This is a genomic window from Oceanobacillus sp. FSL K6-0127, from assembly GCF_037983385.1.
Lineage (GTDB): Bacteria > Bacillota > Bacilli > Bacillales > Amphibacillaceae > Oceanobacillus > Oceanobacillus profundus.
In genome coordinates this window covers 438561-456074 of record NZ_CP150287.1, presented here as the reverse complement: position 1 = coordinate 456074, position 17514 = coordinate 438561, and the positions used below count along the sequence as shown (strand labels likewise).

Genomic DNA, 17514 nt, shown 5'->3' with positions numbered 1-17514 from the left:
CAACGTATAACGTCAAGCTTATGATTGCCTTTTACAATAGGCTTGGCGAAAAAGAAAAGGATAATAGGAGGAAATAATGATGGCCACTAAAAAACCAAGTATTGCAATAACAATGGGCGATCCTTCAGGGGTAGGACCTGAGATTATCGTCAAATCATTAAATGATAAAAATATCTATGAAACATGTCGTCCATTTGTAGTTGGCGATGCAAAAATATTGAAAAGAGCACTTGATGTAACCAATGTAGCGCTTCAAATAAATAGCATTACACAACCAGAGGAAGCAACGTACGAATATGGCACAATCGACATTATTGATTTAGATTTAGTTTCTGCCGATTTACCATGGGGTGAAGTTTCACCAGAGGCTGGAAACGCTGCATTCCGTTATTTGGAAAAGGCAATTGCTTATGCAAATGAAGGGAAAATCCAAGGGATCTGTACAGCGCCTTTAAATAAAGAAGCGCTTCATAAAGCAGGTCACATCTACCCTGGGCATACAGAAATTTTAGCAGAACTAACGAACACGAAAGATTTCGCAATGATGCTATCTGCTCCAGGGTTACGCGTAATTCATGCAACAACACATGTTGGTCTAATCGATGCTATCAAAAACAATAATGTTGATCGTCAATATACAGTGATTAAGCTTGCGCATGAAACGTTGCAAAAAGCAGGAATTGAATCCCCACGCATCGCTGTTTGTGGAATTAACCCGCATGCTGGAGAAAATGGACTTTTCGGAAATGGCGAAGAGGAAGAAAAAATTATTCCAGCTGTTGAAAAAGCACAAGCAGAAGGGATTAATGTACAAGGGCCCCTTCCAGCAGATACACTATTCTTTAGAGCAAAACGTGGTGACTTTGACATCGTTGTTGCACAATATCATGATCAGGGACATGGTCCAATTAAAGTGCTAGGTCTAGAAGCTGGTGTAAATATTACAGTTGGACTTCCAACAATCCGTACAAGTGTAGACCATGGAACAGCTTTTGATATCGCTGGTAAAAATATTGCGGACGAGCTATCCCTAAAAGAAGCGCTTCGTATGGCGGTTGAACTAGCCCCCGAAAATTAATACTAAATGATCAAGCAGGAGGTTGACATCGACCTCTTGCTTTCCTTGCATAAAGATTTTGTTGAAGAATAGATGCACTACCCACTACAAGGGATATTTCTTAAAAACTGGATAAAAGTAATATGGAAGGAGTGACGTCAATGTCTTTACCGAAGTTCGCAAAAATAAGACAAAAATTCCAAGTAGAAAGCCTGAACGATATAACTGGAACCATTTCAGAACAATTCAACCATGTAAAAGCAGACGAAAAAATAGGGCCTGACATGGAAATTGCGATTACCGTAGGAAGCCGGGGAATTGCTAACATTCCACTAATCGTCAAAAGTGTAGCAGATGAAATTAAAAAAAGAGGTGCAACACCATTTATCATTCCTGCAATGGGAAGTCATGGTGGAGCAACTGCCGCAGGGCAAATTGAAGTACTGGACGGTCTTGGCGTAACAGAGGAATCTACTGGATGCGAAATTCGTTCGTCCATGGAAGTTGTAGAGGTTGGCAAAACATCAGCAGGCATTCCCGTTTATGTTGATAAGCATGCATATCATGCCGATGGTATTATTGTAATGGGCCGTGTGAAGCCACATACTGATTTTAAAAAGGATATTGAAAGTGGCATTTTAAAAATGGCATCGATTGGCATGGGGAAACATAAGCAAGCATTAGCCCTTCACACATATGGTATTAGAGGAATTCGTGATATGATGCCTGAGGTTGGTAAAGTAGCCATTGGTAATTCAAATACATTATTTGGGATAGCAATTGTAGAAAACGCCCATGAAGAAACGGCAATCATTGAAGCGATCCATCCAGATGAAATTGAAAATCGCGAAAGAGAATTATTGAAACGTGCATTTGCTTTGATGCCAAGCCTTCCAGTTGACGAAATGGATATATTAGTCGTTGATGAAATCGGTAAAAATTATAGCGGAACCGGCATGGACACAAATATTATTGGTCGAATCCGTGTATTAGGTGTTGAAGAGCCAGAAAAGCCTAGTGTAAAATATGTTATCGCTTCGAATTTAAGTGAGGCAAGCCATGGGAATGCATTAGGAATTGGCCTATCAGATTTAACAACGAAACGGCTATTTGACAAAATTGATTTAAAAACAATGAACGAAAACGTTGTAACAAGTACATTTTTAGATAGAGCTAAAATTCCAATTGTCCTTGATAGCGATCGTGAAGCGTTGAAGGCTGCTCTACGCGCTACTTGGGGTGTGCCAGCACAGGACGCAAGAATTGTACGAATTCCAAACACCCTTCATATTGGCGAACTGTTTGTATCAGAAGTAATTTTCAATGAACTGAAGGATAAGGAAAATATTGAGGTATTAGAAGGCTTACATGAAATGAAATTTGATGCGGATGGTTATTTTCCGTCTATGTAATAACATCATATTAACGAACAATAGATAGGCAAGCTTAGGATATACCTTAGCTTGCCTATTTATTGTTATTCGCTAATTTCGTCTTTTATTATCAATTTTTTCGGCTATCGAGTAGGCTATAATTTGAACCGCTACTAATGCCATAAGTATTTCGAAAGCATATTTAAGTTCAGTGGTTAAATGAATAACTAGAAGAATTAAAAATAGTATTATAAATATATATTTTACCCTTTTTACCATAACATGGTTTCCCCCTGTTGCTTTTCTTTTTTTTCGATTGCATCAATCTATCACTTCGAAAACTTTCTTTTTAATCGTTAAATAATTTTTAATCTCAAAGTTTAAATAAAATAAGTTTGCTCTAACCTCAAATTCCTCTCTTGTTTTAGGTAATTCTGTTTCGCGAATAGACGCTTCATAATTTTCTAGCCTTTCAAGTGCACTATGTATTGTATCTCCTGAGTGCACATTTTGACTTACGTACTCAAAAAAGTCAGCAAGCATTCCCCTTTGTTTAACATGCAGATCTGATGAAGATATAATATGAACGATTGTTACCATTTTTTTTAGGATTTCCAGCTGGTCCCCACGCATTTGCAGATAGTGATAATCTTTGTTTTCTGCCCTGAAAAGATGATTTTCTACATCTTGAATGACAATGCTTTTAGATTTATGAATGATTTCTTCTGCTTCAATAATTTCCTTCCCATCCCATTGTCGTTCATTATCTCTTAAGTAAGCTGCTAGTTCATAAAGAATGACACTAAACCGTTCTCCGATTTCAAACATATTCTTGTTAATATTTTTTTTAAAACTTGGCATGATGCTGTTAACAAGGATAGCAATTCCCATCCCGATTAAAATAATATAAAGCTCATTTAAAAACGTCTCCAGGCTCGCTTCCTGCACCGTATAAATATGCAGAACGACTACCATGCTTGTGATAAAACCATTCTGAATACGAGCTCTCAAAAGGATTGGGACGAATAAGAGGATAAATAGAGCAAAGGAGATTGGGTTATACCCTAATAATTCAAAAAATAACATACCAATAATGATGGATAAAAGAGATGCGAAGAACTTTTCTTTAATTGTATTTAATGTTCTTTTCTTTGTTGTCTCAATACACATAATGACGATAATCGCTGCAAACGTTGCAAATTCCAGCTCGATTAAACTCGCAATCCATATTGCTAACCCTGCACCTATAGCGGTTTTTATTGTCCGATAGCCCATTCCAACCATACGAAACACCATCCTGTAATTGTTCAGTAATTACTCCATTATAACCCATAATGGGTATCAGAATGAATCTTAGGGTTAGCACCGTATACAGTCGGAGGGTAGCTTGTTCCATGTAATTGTATGTCTGCCCTTTTAACGTATATGCTCCTACTTGTCTGCTCGATTACGACAATTTCCCTCTGCTGAAATTGCATTTAACAAAAATACATGTTATTATTTAGATGTTAAATATTTAGATGTCTAAATATACGAAAGAGGTAATTGGAATGAGATTACAAGATAAAGTAGCAATTGTTACAGGCAGTGCTTCTGGTATTGGTAGAGGGATTGCTCTTGCAATGGCAAAAGAAGGCGCGCATGTTGCCATTGTTGATGTAAATGAAGAAAAGGGAAAAACAACCTTTGCGGAAATAAATCAATATGCAGAAGGCTTACTTTTTATAAAAGATATCTCGATAAAAGAAAATATCGAGGAGATTGTTACCGAAGTTGTGAAGAAGTTTGGTAAATTGGATATCCTAGTTAATAATGCACATGTATCCAGACAGGCTCCTTTTATGGAAACAACACTTGAACACTTTGATTTATCGTTTGGAACAGGGTTTTATCCTACATTCCATTTTATGCAGGCATCTTATCCGGAGCTAAAGAAGACGCATGGCAAGGTCATTAACTTTGCATCTGGTGCGGGAATTGATGGGCAAGTGACACAAACATCCTATGCTGCAGCAAAAGAGGGAATTCGTGCAATTTCTCGAGTTGCAGCAAATGAGTGGGGACCAGATGGAATTAATGTGAATTTAATATCACCAATTGCCCTCACGCCTGGTGTTGAACAATGGCGTGACAATGCACCTGAATTATACGATGCAATGATTAATAAATTACCGCTTCGTCGATTAGGTGACCCAGAGCAGGATATTGGCAGAACTGCTGTCTTCCTAGCAAGTACTGATTCGGATTATATTACGGGCCAAACGATCATGGTCGATGGTGGTTCAATTAAATTACGTTAAGGAGGAAAAAATAATGGGACGATTAGATAACAAGGTTGCGATTATTACTGGTGGAGCATCAGGTATTGGTGAAGGGATGGTAGAACTATTCAGTCAAGAGGGGGCTACTGTTATTGCGGCTGATATTAATGAGACAGCACTGAAAAAGGTAAGCGAAAAAGAAAATGTAGTTGGCATGAAATTAAATGTTGCCTCTGATGAAGACTGGAAATCCTTTGCTAAAGAAGTGAACGATCGCTTTGGGAAAATTGATATTCTCGTAAATAACGCTGGTATATCATCTGAAAAGCCATACGAGGAGATTGACTTGGACGATTGGCAAAAGATGCTATCCATTAATGGCTTTGGACCATTTGCTGGTATCAAACATGTTGCACCATATATGGCAGCACAAAACAAAGGGTCCATCATTAATATTTCATCCTATACAGCTCAAATTGGACAAGGCTTTAATCATTATTCTGCATCAAAAGGAGCGGTTCGTGCGCTATCCAAAGCGGCTGCAACAACATTTGGCCGTCAGGGGGTACGTGTGAATACACTTTTCCCTGGTATTATTGAAACACCAATGACAGAAGCGCTGAGCACGTCAAAAGAGCTGCTTGGCCGTTTAATGCAGGCAACACCACTGCAGCGATTAGGAAAACCGGAGGATATCGCAAATGCAGCGCTATTTTTAGCATCTGATGAATCTTCTTATATCACTGGTTCTGAATTAGTTATTGACGGTGGATTTTCTGCACAGTAGTATAGAAATATATAGGAAGTGCCCTCTATTTCTTAGGGGGCACTTCGCTTATAGAAAGCAGGTTATACAACATGAAAGAACAAACGATTTTTGAACTGATTCATTCCATGGATCAGGTTACGAACAATTTAATCATTCAGTGGAATAAACAATTTAAAGAAAACCTTGGGATTTCGCATATTCTTGTTCTCGGCCATTTGAAGCGAAATGGCAAAAGCAGGCCATCCGATATTGCGAAGGCCTTAGGTCTAACTCCTCCATCTCTAACACACTTATCTGAAAAGCTTGTCCAACGAAAATTGGCTGTTCGGCTTGTGGATGAGAATGATCGCCGGATAATCTATTTAGCGATTACCGATGAAGGAACTGAGATGGTAAACAAAGCTCATGACGAGGGGAAAGCACTTCGTGGAGATCTATTTGACAAGCTAACCGAGGAGGAAGTACAGCAGTTATTGGTTATTTATGAGAAACTCAATAGGTTTGTATAAATTTCTATATAAAACTGTAGAAGTAAAAAAGAAATAGAAGAAGCATCTCCTATTTCTCAAATGGAATATTCAATAACTCTGATACTGTAACAAATTCGTATCCTTGCTCTTGCAGTGTTGGGATAATTTGGTGAAGGGCCTCGATTGTATTCGTTCGGTCCCCATCCTGCTCTGCACCATCGTGCATGAGAATAATTGCACCCGGATGCATGTTGTCTAATACATTAGAGGCAATAATCTCTGGTGGGTCTTCCTGCCAGTCCAAGGAATCCACCGACCAGCCACTTATGGAATAGTTCATTTTCGCTAGTTGTTCGACTAATTCATCGTATAAGAAACCATATGGCGGTCTGAATAAATGTGTCCGATATCCGATAATGTCATAAAGTTCATCTTCCGTTCTAATTACTTCCTGCTCGAGCATTGCGATGTCAGCTTCATCTACAAGGTTAGGATGGAAGTACGTATGGTTTCCAATCACATGTCCCTCATTTTGAATTCGCGTGACGATTTCAGGATATGCAGCGGCCCTCGAACCTAATAAGAAAAACGTTGCTGGCACATCGTATTGGTTTAATACGTCCAAGATTTCATTTGTAAAGCGTGGGTCTGGTCCATCATCAAACGTTAATGCAATTTGGTTTTGATCTGAAGTACCCTGCAAGAAAAATACATCTGGATAACGTTGTTGTAAGATCCTCAAATCAACCGGGACCTGGCGTTCACGTTCGGAATTTTCGGACCCGCCGCGAAGGTCGGGAAAATCTTCTTCTGAATTATCTTTTACGTTATCTTGCTGAGAAGGATTTTCCAACGGTATGCCATTCGCATTTGCAAATAAGACATTTGTTAGATAAAAACAAAGTAAAAAAACAAGAACCAATATCAGCTTAACGATTCGCTCTTTCATCCATTCGTCTCCTTTTACGGTTATGGGATTTCAACAGGAGCGTGTTTCATAGCACACTGTTATTTTGGGTGAAAGAGGATGATTTATGCAGAAAGAAGGGCATTCTTTTTGAAAGATGAAAAAGGCAGAACGGTAGCCAACTCATATTTGCAACTGAATTTATATCATCATTCATTGAAATTTTTATAGCAACTTTGAAATAAAGTATGATGAAAGTACATTTATTCATAATATCTTATACAAAAATAAAAAGAGGGTATCCAAATTATATTTTGAATACCCAGTATCTCTTATTTTGCTATCTAATTTACAGGGAAAGTCTAAGTCAAAAGTGGATTTAAGAACGATTAGTTAAATGAGAATGCAATTTGTTTAAAAACATTAAATTAAAGTCAAATTTGTAATAATCATCAAGTGCTAGAACTAACCTTTCAACTACATCCAGTGCATTTGAATAGGTTCGATATAAATCTTCTTTATCTAACTTTGACGTAATTGAAGCATACTCACTATACGCCTTTTCTGAAAGGTCGACTTCTAAGTTTTTTGTAGCGTTTAGCCAACGTTCCACATTTTTTTCACGAATCCTAATCAATTGTAAAACGTACTTTTGAACATATGTTAGACATTCCAATGAACGTGCAATTTCCCCTCTTTTTAAAACGTTTATACCCATAAGCCATGCATTAGCAAAATTATTAAAGGCAAAATTGACATTATCATTTGTCGTTCTTTCTGGCCCTTTACCTTTCAGATAATCTAAACATGGTTTTAATTTGCCTGTCATATCATAAATAAACATGGATTCTGTGTCAGGGAAAACACCTGTGTCTTTAAATGTCTTAATAACTTCAATCTCAGATTCAGTCTGGAAGTGAAACTCTCCTCTAACAAAATTGGAAAACACGACAACTTCAGAACCAAATTCGTTAAAAAAGAGTAAATCATATGGGGCAATATCTCTAATCCAGACAGAGGATTCGAATTGTTCTATTTCCGTATTCTTTAAAAAGACATAAAACTCAACATCCGAGTATTGGTCTCCTTCCCCTTTTGTAAACGAACCATACATCATACATGCAGAAATACGAGGGTCATTCTCACACTTCTCTTTAATTACATTAATTAATTTTTCCTGTAATAGCATATACAAAACCTCCTAAGTTTTTAAAATTAGAGAGACTTTTGCATATCTACCACTGGACAACAACATGAGCAACACATAGCTAATGCTCCTTTCATTTACATCCAATTAATCATATCAAGTTTATTATCATGAAACAATCATACTTTTCTTCAACTCCGCACTAGTTTGTATTTTAATATTCAAACACACCGTGCTCTTTCCATTGATCGAAAAACGTTTGATAGCCCATTTCTTCAGCGATCATAGTGTTTTGTGTATCTCCCAATTAAAAGTATGAGAGCTCGACAAGGCTTCATAGGTCGGATTCCCTTTTGCATCCTCGAAAAGCGTTTCGAAAGTATTCAAATCCACTGATGTTTCGTTCCATTTTCGTACGTTTCAAGAAGAAAAAAAATCAGCTTCTCCCTGTTCTGTAGGATCTTTAAACATTAAACAGCTTCTTTTAATGACAAATTTAATTGTTTCATACGTAACCTCTGCTCTCACTGAAAAATTAATTCCCTTTTAGCACTCCCTTTCTTTAACAGCTATATCTCACAAATGCTCGTTAATTTTCCCCCTCCCTTCATAGCAAAGGTGCAATCTCACTCCCTTTTTTGTAAACGCACCAGAGGACGCGGTACAAGCAAGATACTAGGAAATTGGTAAGTCAAAACTTAACTCATAATGAAAAAATCGTGAATCCCGAATGTATCCATTTCTTTCATAAAGTCTTTGTGCAGCATCATTATCTAGGGCTGTACTTAGACTAATGCTTTTAGCCCCTGTCTCTATAGCAAATTCTTTGGATTGCTGTAAAAGCATTTCTCCTACTCCTTTTTTTCTGGCTTTTCCATCAACATATAGATCATTTAATATCAAAGCCCTTTCCATTGATATCGATGAAAATGTAGGGTAGAGTTGCGTAAAACCTACATATTTTTGCTTGTCTTTAACGATAAAAATTACGGATTCTTGGTTTTCTATACGTTCTTTTATGTAAGCTTTAGCCCCCTCTAAATCTGATGTTTGCTGATAGAACATCCGATACGAATTAAATAGATTGGACACTCCTTCTAAATCTTCAATTGAAGCTTGGTAAATTTCCATTTTCCAGTTCTCCCCTATAATATATTTTCGAGTTTTATAATTAATCTGGAGTGCGATTACTTCCCTTAATATCTTGCTTCCATTTAATAGCAAATACTAAGGCCGAAATTTAACAGATCAGTGCAAATACCCACCCGATAAGGGTTGCATATTCAATATATTCCTTTAATGCAAACCCGCCTGCAAAAAAGAGGCAGATAGTAAAAGCAATACAACGGTCCGTTTTTGATACTTATTTATTTTCGTCGCCCCCAATTCGGTTAGTTATTTAATAATTTAAAACTTTACCGCAACATTAATACAAAAAATGGGGTTTTGCAACTATACTAGTTATTCGTATAAAAGTAACCCCATCCTAAATAGAATGGGGTTATATAAAGTGTTACACTAAAAATTTGCTATTAGGTTATTGCTGTATTATTTGAATAAGGTTTCCGCACGTATCATCAAATACAGCGATGCTGATTTCGCCCATTTTTGTTGGCTTCATTGTAAATTTCACGCCCAGCTGCAATAACCTTTCATACTCTTTTTGAATATCCTCTACACCGAACATGGTTACTGGAATACCTTCTTCAAATAGCCTATTCTGATAATCTTTAGCGATTGGATTGTTATTCGGTTCGAGTACAATCTCGGTACCTTTTTGGTCCTCTGGGGAAACAAGCGTAATCCATCTAAATTCCCCGGCAGGGACGTCGTGCTTTTTTACAAATCCAAGCGTCTCTGAATAAAACTGTAATGCCTTGTCCTGATCCTCTACAAATATACTCGTAACTATGACTTTCATATTGTTTATACCTCCTGATTGTTGTGATGTATGGCCTGTGCTGTTAGCAATAACAAAAACCTGTTCTACCATTTCTATATGGAACTCGAAACACACGCAGAGACTTTATCCACTTTTTCTTATACATAATATAATGTACCTTGTGTTTTATAAAATTAATCTATCCATCCTTTCAGCAAGTCTCGAAGCGGATCGTTGTTAAACATCAGTACCCGATATTTTCCCTTCCGTTTTGATGTTACAAGTCCTGCCTCTTCCAATACAGAAAGATGTTTGGCTATACCTTGTCTCGAAATGGAAAGGCTATGCTTCATAATAAGGCGCCCTGTGAGTTCATACATTGTCATGTCGTTGCGTTCGGATAGTTCATCTAATATAAGCCGACGATTCGAGTCGGCAAGTGCTTTGAAAATAGCGTCTTTGTCCCACATGCTATTATTATAAGCAACTAAATGGTTGCCTGTAAATAACAAGCAACTGAATAGTTGTATATTGTGTTAGCTATATATTTAATCTTCTTTTTCGCCGGCTCTTCCATAAAAAATAAAAAGGTCAACCTCCTCTGCTTGAAGAGTTGACCATGTAATTAGACTCTATTCCTATGATGTCCTATACAGCTTGTACGAAGCCTTTCTTTCATTATCACCAACTGGCAGCCAGCCTGAAAGTAGTGCACCGCCGTCGGGATGATTTCCTGCTTGTAGTTCGCCACCATGTAACCTGATAATCCGTTGTGAGATGGTTAGTCCTAATCCAGCACCTCCAGTTGAACGGCTTCTTGATTCCTCTCCACGGTATAATGGCTCAAAAACACGCTGCAGCTCCTCGGAAATGAAACCCGACCCTGTATCTTGAACCGCAAAGGTTACGCTATTACTATCCTCCCCAAGAGAAACAAGAACTTTTCCATAGCTTGGTGTATGTCGAATCGCATTATCTAACAAATTACTCATGGCGCGCTCTAATAAGTGAGCATCACCTTTGATTATACATCCGTTTATAAGGTTATCAGCGATCAACGAGATATGCTTTTCCTGGGCTTGCGGACGAAGGCTGTCAATTGATTGCTTTAGAACTTGTGTCAAGTCTACTACCTCATTAAGCTCTGCTTTCACATATTCCATTTTCGTAAAGGTGAACAAATCCTCTACTAATCGGTCTAATTGCGCAGACTTTTCTTTGCACACCGCCAAATACTTTGCTCTTTTTTCTGGTGAATCAGCAATACCTTGCTCTAATCCGTCCAAATAGCCTCTTAATGCAAATAGTGGTGTCCGCAAATCATGTGCCACAGCTGCAATCACGAATCTCCGTTCCTCTTCCAATTTCGCTTGTTTTTGAAAGGCCTCTTTTAGTCCATTTACCATAACGTGAAATCCATCACGGACTTCTGCGATTTCTGTAATCCGGGATACAGGTAACTGAACATCCAGATCTCCTTCTGCGATTTGCCTGGCATTCTGGCTCATCTTCTCCAGCGGTTTGATAATCATTTTTCGTACTCTAAACCCGACAACAAAAAAGGCTAACAAAAGGCCGATGAAAGACGCAATCATAGGAGTTGTTCGTGAATATGAATGGTAAACAGCAACCCTTCCAATTACCTGGCCATCCTCGATGATTGTAAACTCTTCCTTGTTTGCAAAGGCGGGGGGCTCATCGGAATTGGTTTGGATAATTTTCTGATTGGACGCAGACAGAATCACAACATCTACATTCATTTCCTCTGCTTGTTCGCTAAATTGATTTTGCCAATCGGGATCTGTCCAATTTTGGGTATTGGTTTCGATTCCATGCATGATTGTTTCCAAATCCTCTTGCTTATCATCTAACTCTAAACGAAATGTATTCGTTTCTAAAAAGTGTGCGACTACATAAAACAGCCATGGCAGTGTGAGAATGAGGATGAAGCTGACTATCATAAATTTACGAATACGAATGGCTTTTATCATGTTATTCTCCCACGAAGCGATACCCGATGCCCCAAACATTAACGACAAATTTGGGGTTATTTGGATTGGCTTCTATTTTTTCGCGAAGTCTGCTGAGATGGACGCGAACCGTATGTTTGTCACCAACGCCATCCCAAAATTTATCAAGTAATTGATCGTACGAAAAAACATGCTTCGGATGTTCAGCAAACAGACGCAATAATTCATATTCTTTTGGAGTCAGTGAGATAGCATTCCCATCCATAAATACTTCTCTCGTGGACAAATCCAATACGAGACGTCCGTAATCTAAGACCTTACTTTTTTGTTCTTGGTGGGAATTGGAACGTCTCAACACAGCCTTCACTCTAGCAACAATCTCTCCCGGTGAAGCAGTTTTAACGATATAATCGTCGCCTCCAAGCACTAACCCTCGAATCTTGTCTACATCATCACTGAGTGCGCTTAAAAACAGGATTGGCACATTGCTTTCCTCACGAAGCTTGCGACATAACTCAAACCCATTTTGTCCCGGCATCATAATATCGAGAATGATGCAATCAATGGAATGGCTTTGGAAAATGTCTAAAGCTTGAGAAGCGTCAAAAGCTGTTTCTACCTGAAAACCGTCATTCTCCAAGAAATCTCTTATTAGTTCGACAATGCTTTTATCATCATCTACAACGAGAATCGTCTGTGTTTTTTTCATAGGATATACCGCCTTTCCCCCAATACCTTACTTTTAGAGGGAACTTTTTTATTTATATTAACTTTATTTTATCATCATTCCAACTAGGTACAAGGTCAGACGAGGGTATTGTGATGGTTTTGTGACTATTTTATACCTTCTATTGAGACATTTAATCTTTATTATTTTGAATAGACGAAGACAATCGTGTTTCGGCAAAACAAAGACAAATTATACTTATAAAATAGTGGAGGTCATAGCAATGAAGGTTCAAATTGTGTTGTTTAATGGGTTTGATTTATTAGACGTTACTGCTCCTTATGAAGTATTCACAGCTGCTGCGATGTATTCAGAGGAGGAGCTATCCGTTGAGTTCGTGTCTGCAGAAGGGAAAGAAACGGTAACGAGCGGTGTAAACCAGGTACAACTTCAATCAACAGGCAAACTTGATTTATCTCATGGAGGTATCATTGTTGTTCCAGGAGCATCTGGTTCCGTTCACGATAATGGATCCGATTCTGTACCAGTAAAATTACAGCAAGCAGCTCAAACAAGCTTAAGTGACTTATTAAAAAAGGCAATGAAACAGCCTGATATCCTGCTTTGCACAGTTTGCGGCGGTTCCCTCGTCTTAGCGATGAATGGTCTTTTGGAAGGTCGCCATGCAGTAACACATCATATGGGTATGGGGGTCCTAAGTGCTACAAATGCAATTGCAGTTCAGGCTCGAGTTGTTGATGATGGTGACCTTGTTACTGGTGGTGGCGTTACTTCCGGTCTTGATGTTGCCCTTTATTTAGTTGGGCGGGAGCTAGGTCCACGAATTGCAAACGCTGTTGAACAATTGTTTGAATACGAACGTAGAGGTACGGTTTGGAAAGCTATCGGAAATACACCAAAAGAAAGCCAGCAACAGTATTCAACTGAAACGGAGATTGCAGCCGATAGTTTCTTAGGTTCTACTAAGGAAAATAATCACATTGAAGGAAAGTGGGACACGACCATCTCCACTCCAATTGGTAACCTGCCCGTTCTTTTAGAATTAACTAGTAAGGATGGGCAATTAGCGGGGACTGCCGAGCAAGGAGGGGATATTGTAACCTTAGATAACCTCGTACAAAAGGAGAGCAATTTAACATGGTCTATGAAAGTGACAAAGCCAATGCCTCTCACATTAAAATTTAGCGTTTTAGTAGATAGAGACAAAATGTTTGGGGAAGCAAAAGCTGGTATGCTTCCGGCATCCAAATTAACGGGACATCGAATTTCTTAACAACAGGAGGGAACACCATGTATTCTATTTTAGTATTTATACATGTAATCAGTGCCTTTTTGCTTGGCAGTTTTCTTATTCTACCATTAATGTACAAATCCCTTGCTAAACGGGCTGGGGATGAGTTAAAGGCATCACTAAAAACAATCCATCATTATACTCGGTTCGGACATTATGCGCTGATTTTATTATTCATTTCAGGGGGGTGGATGGTTATCGGTTATTCTAGTTACCCTTCGATGCTATGGGTGCTTCTTTCATTAACACTACTTCTTTTAATTGGGGCAGTCATTGGAATGATTAGTAAGCGGCTTAAAACGATTACCCATGCAGAAAACGCAGAGAAAGCATTGCAGGAAAATATTTCAAAGCTGAAGACATTTGGCTGGCTGACCTTTACGCTGGTCATCATCGCAGCCTTTATTATGACAAATCGACACCTGTTTTTATAACAAAGGAGAGGTAGTATGAAGAAAACCTTTGCAGTAACGATCGCAATTATCTCGCTTATGTGGGTGCTCCATACATTTTCAAAGAATTTTATGGTAGATCCTGCTTTTTCAACATTTATTGATAAGAAGGATCAAATCCTATCAAATGAACCGCTCTGGGTGATCATGATTCGGATTCATATTATACTTGCAATTATTGCCCTTATCACAGGACCATTAGGAGTGATGAAGGCAGTGCGGAACAAGTCCAAAGGGTTTCACCGTTGGAATGGACGTATCTATGTATTATCCATTATGTTAAATTTCATTCCTGGAGTCTATGTTTCTTTTTTTGCAACGGGTGGCTGGTCAAGTACAGTAGGATTCCTTATCTTAAACATATTATGGCTCGGAACGACCATCCTTGGTTATTTGTCTATTAAAAAAAGAAAGGTAGTCTTGCATAGTCAATGGATGACCCGCAGCTTTTTTCTCACCTTTGCTAATATGACGATTTATATCATCGTAGCGATAGCACATAGCGCAATGAGTCTACCCTATGGTCTTTCGTATACAATAGCAGTTTGGCTATGCTGGATTCTGAATTTAGGAGCTGCAGAGTTTGTCATTAGAAAAAGACTATTGATATAGCAAATGGAAGAGCTGTTTGTCCTGGCTAGGGCGGGGCTTATTAAAGTGTTTGTAGCGGGGGCGAGTTTGGAGTAGGGTCTCTTTAATATTCGTGTAAGATGTCATATTTACCACCTCACCTCAAAATCATTAGGAACAAACTTGGATTAGTTTAGTTGGCACCTGTCAAAATTAATTATATACTTATCATATATTTTAATAATTAAACATTATAGGTTGGGATGAAATGCCAGAAAACAATATCGAAGTAATTATGCGAGAAATGCTTGAAATACAAAAACGGTCGCGAAGATTTGCAGACCTATTATGTGAAGGGGAGTCACTATCTCAAAATCAGCTCGTTCTCCTCATTGAAATGAAAATTAATAATGGAATGAAGGCAACTCAAATTGCTGATTTTTTCGGCGTTACTCCTGGGGCCGTAACATCAATGTGCGATAAACTAGAAAAGCTTGGGCTTGTACAACGAGTAAGAGAAAGTGAAGATCGCCGTGTTGTAAAAATGATTTTAACAGAGACCGGGGAAGCTAAGGTTCATGAACTATTTCTGAAGTTCCCACAAGAAAAGTTAAAGGAAATTGAGCAGGTTTTATTGGAAGTAAATAAATTAATGAGTACGGTGTTTTAAGGATTTCAGTTATTGAAGTCCTTTTTTTTATTATATGGAAATTTTTAAAATTGCCCTTGACAAAACTACAGTCAATATAATTTAATTAGTATATATTTTAACAATTGAAATATATACTAATTAAATGATGGTGGTGTGTTTAATGACAAATGTACAAAGCCAGAAGTTGCGAAGTATAACGTTTACGAGTGGATCGATTAAAGACCTAGCGCCGGAGTATGAAGTAGTAAAAATACGTGGATCTGTCTCTATACATCAAGATGTTCAGTTAAAAAGAATCACATCTCACGGATATAGTACATTTCACTCCAAAGTTAAGGTAGATCATTTCCAAAACTCCGGGTCATGCATCATGAAATCCAGCTGTGAAGCTATGGATGTTGTCAATGCAGGTAATCTAAAAATGTATTGTGGCAAAGTATCGAAAATTATGAGTTCCGGGAGACTGGCAATTGAACGAACCTTTATGACGGAGGAATTTGATTCAGTCGGAATCATTCGTGCTGAAGAGGTTCAGGCAAAACAGTTTCAGTTAAAATTATCGGGTGAAAGTAAAATAGTGCGGCTAATCGCAGGTGAGGTAAGCGTGGAGAAGGATAAAATTTCGTTTCCTTTATTAAAGAAAATACTCGTCTGTCAGGATATCAAAGGAAAGAACATACAAATATCTTATACGGAAGCGGATAGAGTAGAGGGGGATATTGTTGTAATCGGTAAACATTGTCAAATTCATACACTGTATTATACAGAAAGCTATTCCATTTCTCCGCATGCAGAAGTTCAGCATATTATTAGGAGGGAAAGCTCGTGGTGATATTGCAATTAACCATTCGTTTTCTGCTAGTGCTAACAATCCCTGTCTTATATGTTCTTTATATTGGATTAATGCTATGCGCATTACTAATCCTATTAGCTGGCATACTACGAACATTCGGTATTGAACAAATCCAAATGAGCATTTGGCAAGGAATTGAACTGCCTGCAGTATTAAGCATTCCTATATCACTCGCAGTCTCAATACTACTCGTAATTTGCTCGCTCTATGTGAGAAGGTCGATTCGATATTGTATAGTGAGGATTAGAATTTAATTAGTGTGTATTGTTGTGCTGATTTGTTTATAACTTAAATATCTTACCTAAAAGTACAATCGTTATTCGAATAGGATTCATTATGCTTTTTCATAAAGTTGGGTTCTTACCATTCAGAATACTTGAAGATGGGGGCTTCCTCTTTCAAAGACCATTGAATTTTAGACAGCTCTCAGAACGTATTTGATTTACCTTGATCTTCATACGCGGTATATCCAATAAATGTTTCATTTTCAAGCGAAAGAACTAATTAAGCCTTAAAGATGTTTCAAAGCTTCTCGTTTACTAAGGGGTTTTAAGCTATGATTAGCGATAAAGGATCTTACGCTTTCAGGGCGAGTTTTGGCATACTCACGCAATACCCATCCAATTGCTTTTTGTACAAAAAATTCATCGCTGTCTGCGCGTCTTATAATGTATCGAAATAGGCGCTCCTTATCTGTTTTGTCTTTGTATTTTAGCTGATACAATATGGCAGACCGCTGTAACCAAATATTCTCATCTTCAATCCATTGATCAGCAAATGATGGAATAAGTTCCCCGTGCTTAGAAAACATATAGCCCACGATATGAGGAGAAAGTACATCTACCGTATCCCACCATGACTTTTTCACAATCAAACTGGATAGCCAGGTTACATCCTCCTCGGTTAATTTCTTTTTTGCTTTTTCAATTATATCAAGCGCTGCTTTTTGATACTCACGTTCTGGCAGGTCCCACAGCATAAAAATGACATCTTTCAGTTCTTCTTTTGGAGGTAGTCCGTTTTCTTTCATAAATTGTTTCGTTATTTTTCGGCGAATCGGAGTTCGTATACCTAAAAAGTTGAATTGGTTTCTAAGATAGTCGCTTGACCATCTAGCAAATTCAGCATCCGTGTGTTTGTTAATAGATTAATAAGTTCTTGAACGTATGAGT

At 38.0% G+C, this 17514-nt stretch carries 20 protein-coding genes; 11 read left to right on the top strand and 9 right to left on the bottom strand.

Going from position 1 to position 17514, the window contains the following annotated elements; translation table 11 throughout:
• Positions 1-79 precede the first annotated feature (79 nt).
• Both pdxA and MHH64_RS02135 read left to right on the top strand, forming a co-directional pair.
• The gene (pdxA, locus tag MHH64_RS02140; protein WP_303447114.1) at positions 80-1078 is read left to right on the top strand and encodes a 4-hydroxythreonine-4-phosphate dehydrogenase PdxA; all 999 of its coding nucleotides are present in this window, start codon (positions 80-82) and stop codon (positions 1076-1078) included.
• 140 nt (positions 1079-1218) lie between these two features.
• Complete coding sequence (locus tag MHH64_RS02135) at positions 1219-2469, top strand: lactate racemase domain-containing protein (protein ID WP_303447113.1); 1251 nt, start codon at positions 1219-1221, stop codon at positions 2467-2469.
• A 282-nt stretch (positions 2470-2751) separates the two neighbouring features.
• Here the strand turns inward: MHH64_RS02135 and MHH64_RS02130 are convergent, their stop codons facing one another.
• Positions 2752-3714 carry an aromatic acid exporter family protein gene (locus MHH64_RS02130; RefSeq protein WP_158586241.1) on the bottom strand — a complete coding sequence of 321 codons (963 nt, stop codon included), beginning with the start codon at positions 3712-3714 and terminating at the stop codon, positions 2752-2754.
• Positions 3715-3980: 266 nt separating this feature from the next.
• Between MHH64_RS02130 and MHH64_RS02125 the strand changes: the two genes are divergently transcribed.
• The 3 genes from MHH64_RS02125 (at position 3981) to MHH64_RS02115 (ending at position 5969) form a co-directional block, all read left to right on the top strand.
• Entirely contained in the window at positions 3981-4730 is a 750-nt protein-coding gene (locus MHH64_RS02125) for an SDR family oxidoreductase (RefSeq protein WP_340002614.1), read from the top strand.
• Between the two features lie 13 nt (positions 4731-4743).
• A complete protein-coding gene (locus MHH64_RS02120) occupies positions 4744-5478 on the top strand; it encodes an SDR family oxidoreductase (protein WP_095310116.1) in 735 nt (244 codons plus the stop codon).
• A 71-nt stretch (positions 5479-5549) separates the two neighbouring features.
• Positions 5550-5969, top strand: a complete 420-nt coding sequence (locus tag MHH64_RS02115) for a MarR family transcriptional regulator (RefSeq protein WP_340002613.1) — start codon at positions 5550-5552, stop codon at positions 5967-5969.
• A 49-nt stretch (positions 5970-6018) separates the two neighbouring features.
• Here the strand turns inward: MHH64_RS02115 and MHH64_RS02110 are convergent, their stop codons facing one another.
• The 7 genes from MHH64_RS02110 to MHH64_RS02080 form a co-directional block, all read right to left on the bottom strand.
• Complete coding sequence (locus MHH64_RS02110; protein WP_340002612.1) at positions 6019-6879, bottom strand: polysaccharide deacetylase family protein; 861 nt, start codon at positions 6877-6879, stop codon at positions 6019-6021.
• Between the two features lie 337 nt (positions 6880-7216).
• Positions 7217-8026 (bottom strand): nucleotidyltransferase, encoded by an 810-nt coding sequence (locus MHH64_RS02105; protein ID WP_340002611.1) that lies wholly within the window; start codon positions 8024-8026, stop codon positions 7217-7219.
• A 633-nt stretch (positions 8027-8659) separates the two neighbouring features.
• Positions 8660-9115, bottom strand: coding sequence for a GNAT family N-acetyltransferase (locus MHH64_RS02100; protein ID WP_340002610.1), 456 nt, complete (start codon positions 9113-9115; stop codon positions 8660-8662).
• Positions 9116-9521: 406 nt separating this feature from the next.
• Positions 9522-9905, bottom strand: a complete 384-nt coding sequence (locus MHH64_RS02095) for a VOC family protein (RefSeq protein WP_340002609.1) — start codon at positions 9903-9905, stop codon at positions 9522-9524.
• A gap of 155 nt (positions 9906-10060) precedes the next feature.
• On the bottom strand, positions 10061-10336 hold the full coding sequence (locus MHH64_RS02090; RefSeq protein WP_340002608.1) for a metalloregulator ArsR/SmtB family transcription factor: 276 nt from the start codon (positions 10334-10336) through the stop codon (positions 10061-10063).
• Between the two features lie 168 nt (positions 10337-10504).
• Positions 10505-11854, bottom strand: a complete 1350-nt coding sequence (locus MHH64_RS02085) for a HAMP domain-containing sensor histidine kinase (protein ID WP_340003252.1) — start codon at positions 11852-11854, stop codon at positions 10505-10507.
• A 4-nt stretch (positions 11855-11858) separates the two neighbouring features.
• Positions 11859-12545: a response regulator transcription factor gene (locus MHH64_RS02080; protein ID WP_340002607.1), complete on the bottom strand. Its 687-nt coding sequence runs from the start codon at positions 12543-12545 to the stop codon at positions 11859-11861.
• Positions 12546-12786: 241 nt separating this feature from the next.
• Here MHH64_RS02080 and MHH64_RS02075 point away from each other — a divergent pair, with 241 nt between their 5' ends.
• From MHH64_RS02075 to MHH64_RS02050, 6 genes are all read left to right on the top strand, one after another.
• Entirely contained in the window at positions 12787-13797 is a 1011-nt protein-coding gene (locus MHH64_RS02075) for a DJ-1/PfpI family protein (RefSeq protein ID WP_340002606.1), read from the top strand.
• A gap of 17 nt (positions 13798-13814) precedes the next feature.
• On the top strand, positions 13815-14249 hold the full coding sequence (locus MHH64_RS02070; RefSeq protein ID WP_340002605.1) for a DUF2269 family protein: 435 nt from the start codon (positions 13815-13817) through the stop codon (positions 14247-14249).
• Positions 14250-14264: 15 nt separating this feature from the next.
• The gene (locus MHH64_RS02065) at positions 14265-14879 is read left to right on the top strand and encodes a DUF2306 domain-containing protein (RefSeq protein ID WP_340002604.1); all 615 of its coding nucleotides are present in this window, start codon (positions 14265-14267) and stop codon (positions 14877-14879) included.
• Between the two features lie 226 nt (positions 14880-15105).
• A complete protein-coding gene (locus MHH64_RS02060; protein WP_340002603.1) occupies positions 15106-15507 on the top strand; it encodes a MarR family transcriptional regulator in 402 nt (133 codons plus the stop codon).
• A 142-nt stretch (positions 15508-15649) separates the two neighbouring features.
• Entirely contained in the window at positions 15650-16321 is a 672-nt protein-coding gene (locus MHH64_RS02055) for a hypothetical protein (RefSeq protein ID WP_340002602.1), read from the top strand.
• The gene (locus MHH64_RS02050) at positions 16315-16596 is read left to right on the top strand and encodes a hypothetical protein (RefSeq protein WP_340002601.1); all 282 of its coding nucleotides are present in this window, start codon (positions 16315-16317) and stop codon (positions 16594-16596) included. The genes MHH64_RS02055 and MHH64_RS02050 overlap by 7 nt, the downstream gene beginning before the upstream one ends.
• A gap of 257 nt (positions 16597-16853) precedes the next feature.
• Here the strand turns inward: MHH64_RS02050 and MHH64_RS02045 are convergent, their stop codons facing one another.
• Entirely contained in the window at positions 16854-17486 is a 633-nt protein-coding gene (locus MHH64_RS02045; RefSeq protein ID WP_340003251.1) for a DNA alkylation repair protein, read from the bottom strand.
• Positions 17487-17514: the final 28 nt, after the last annotated feature.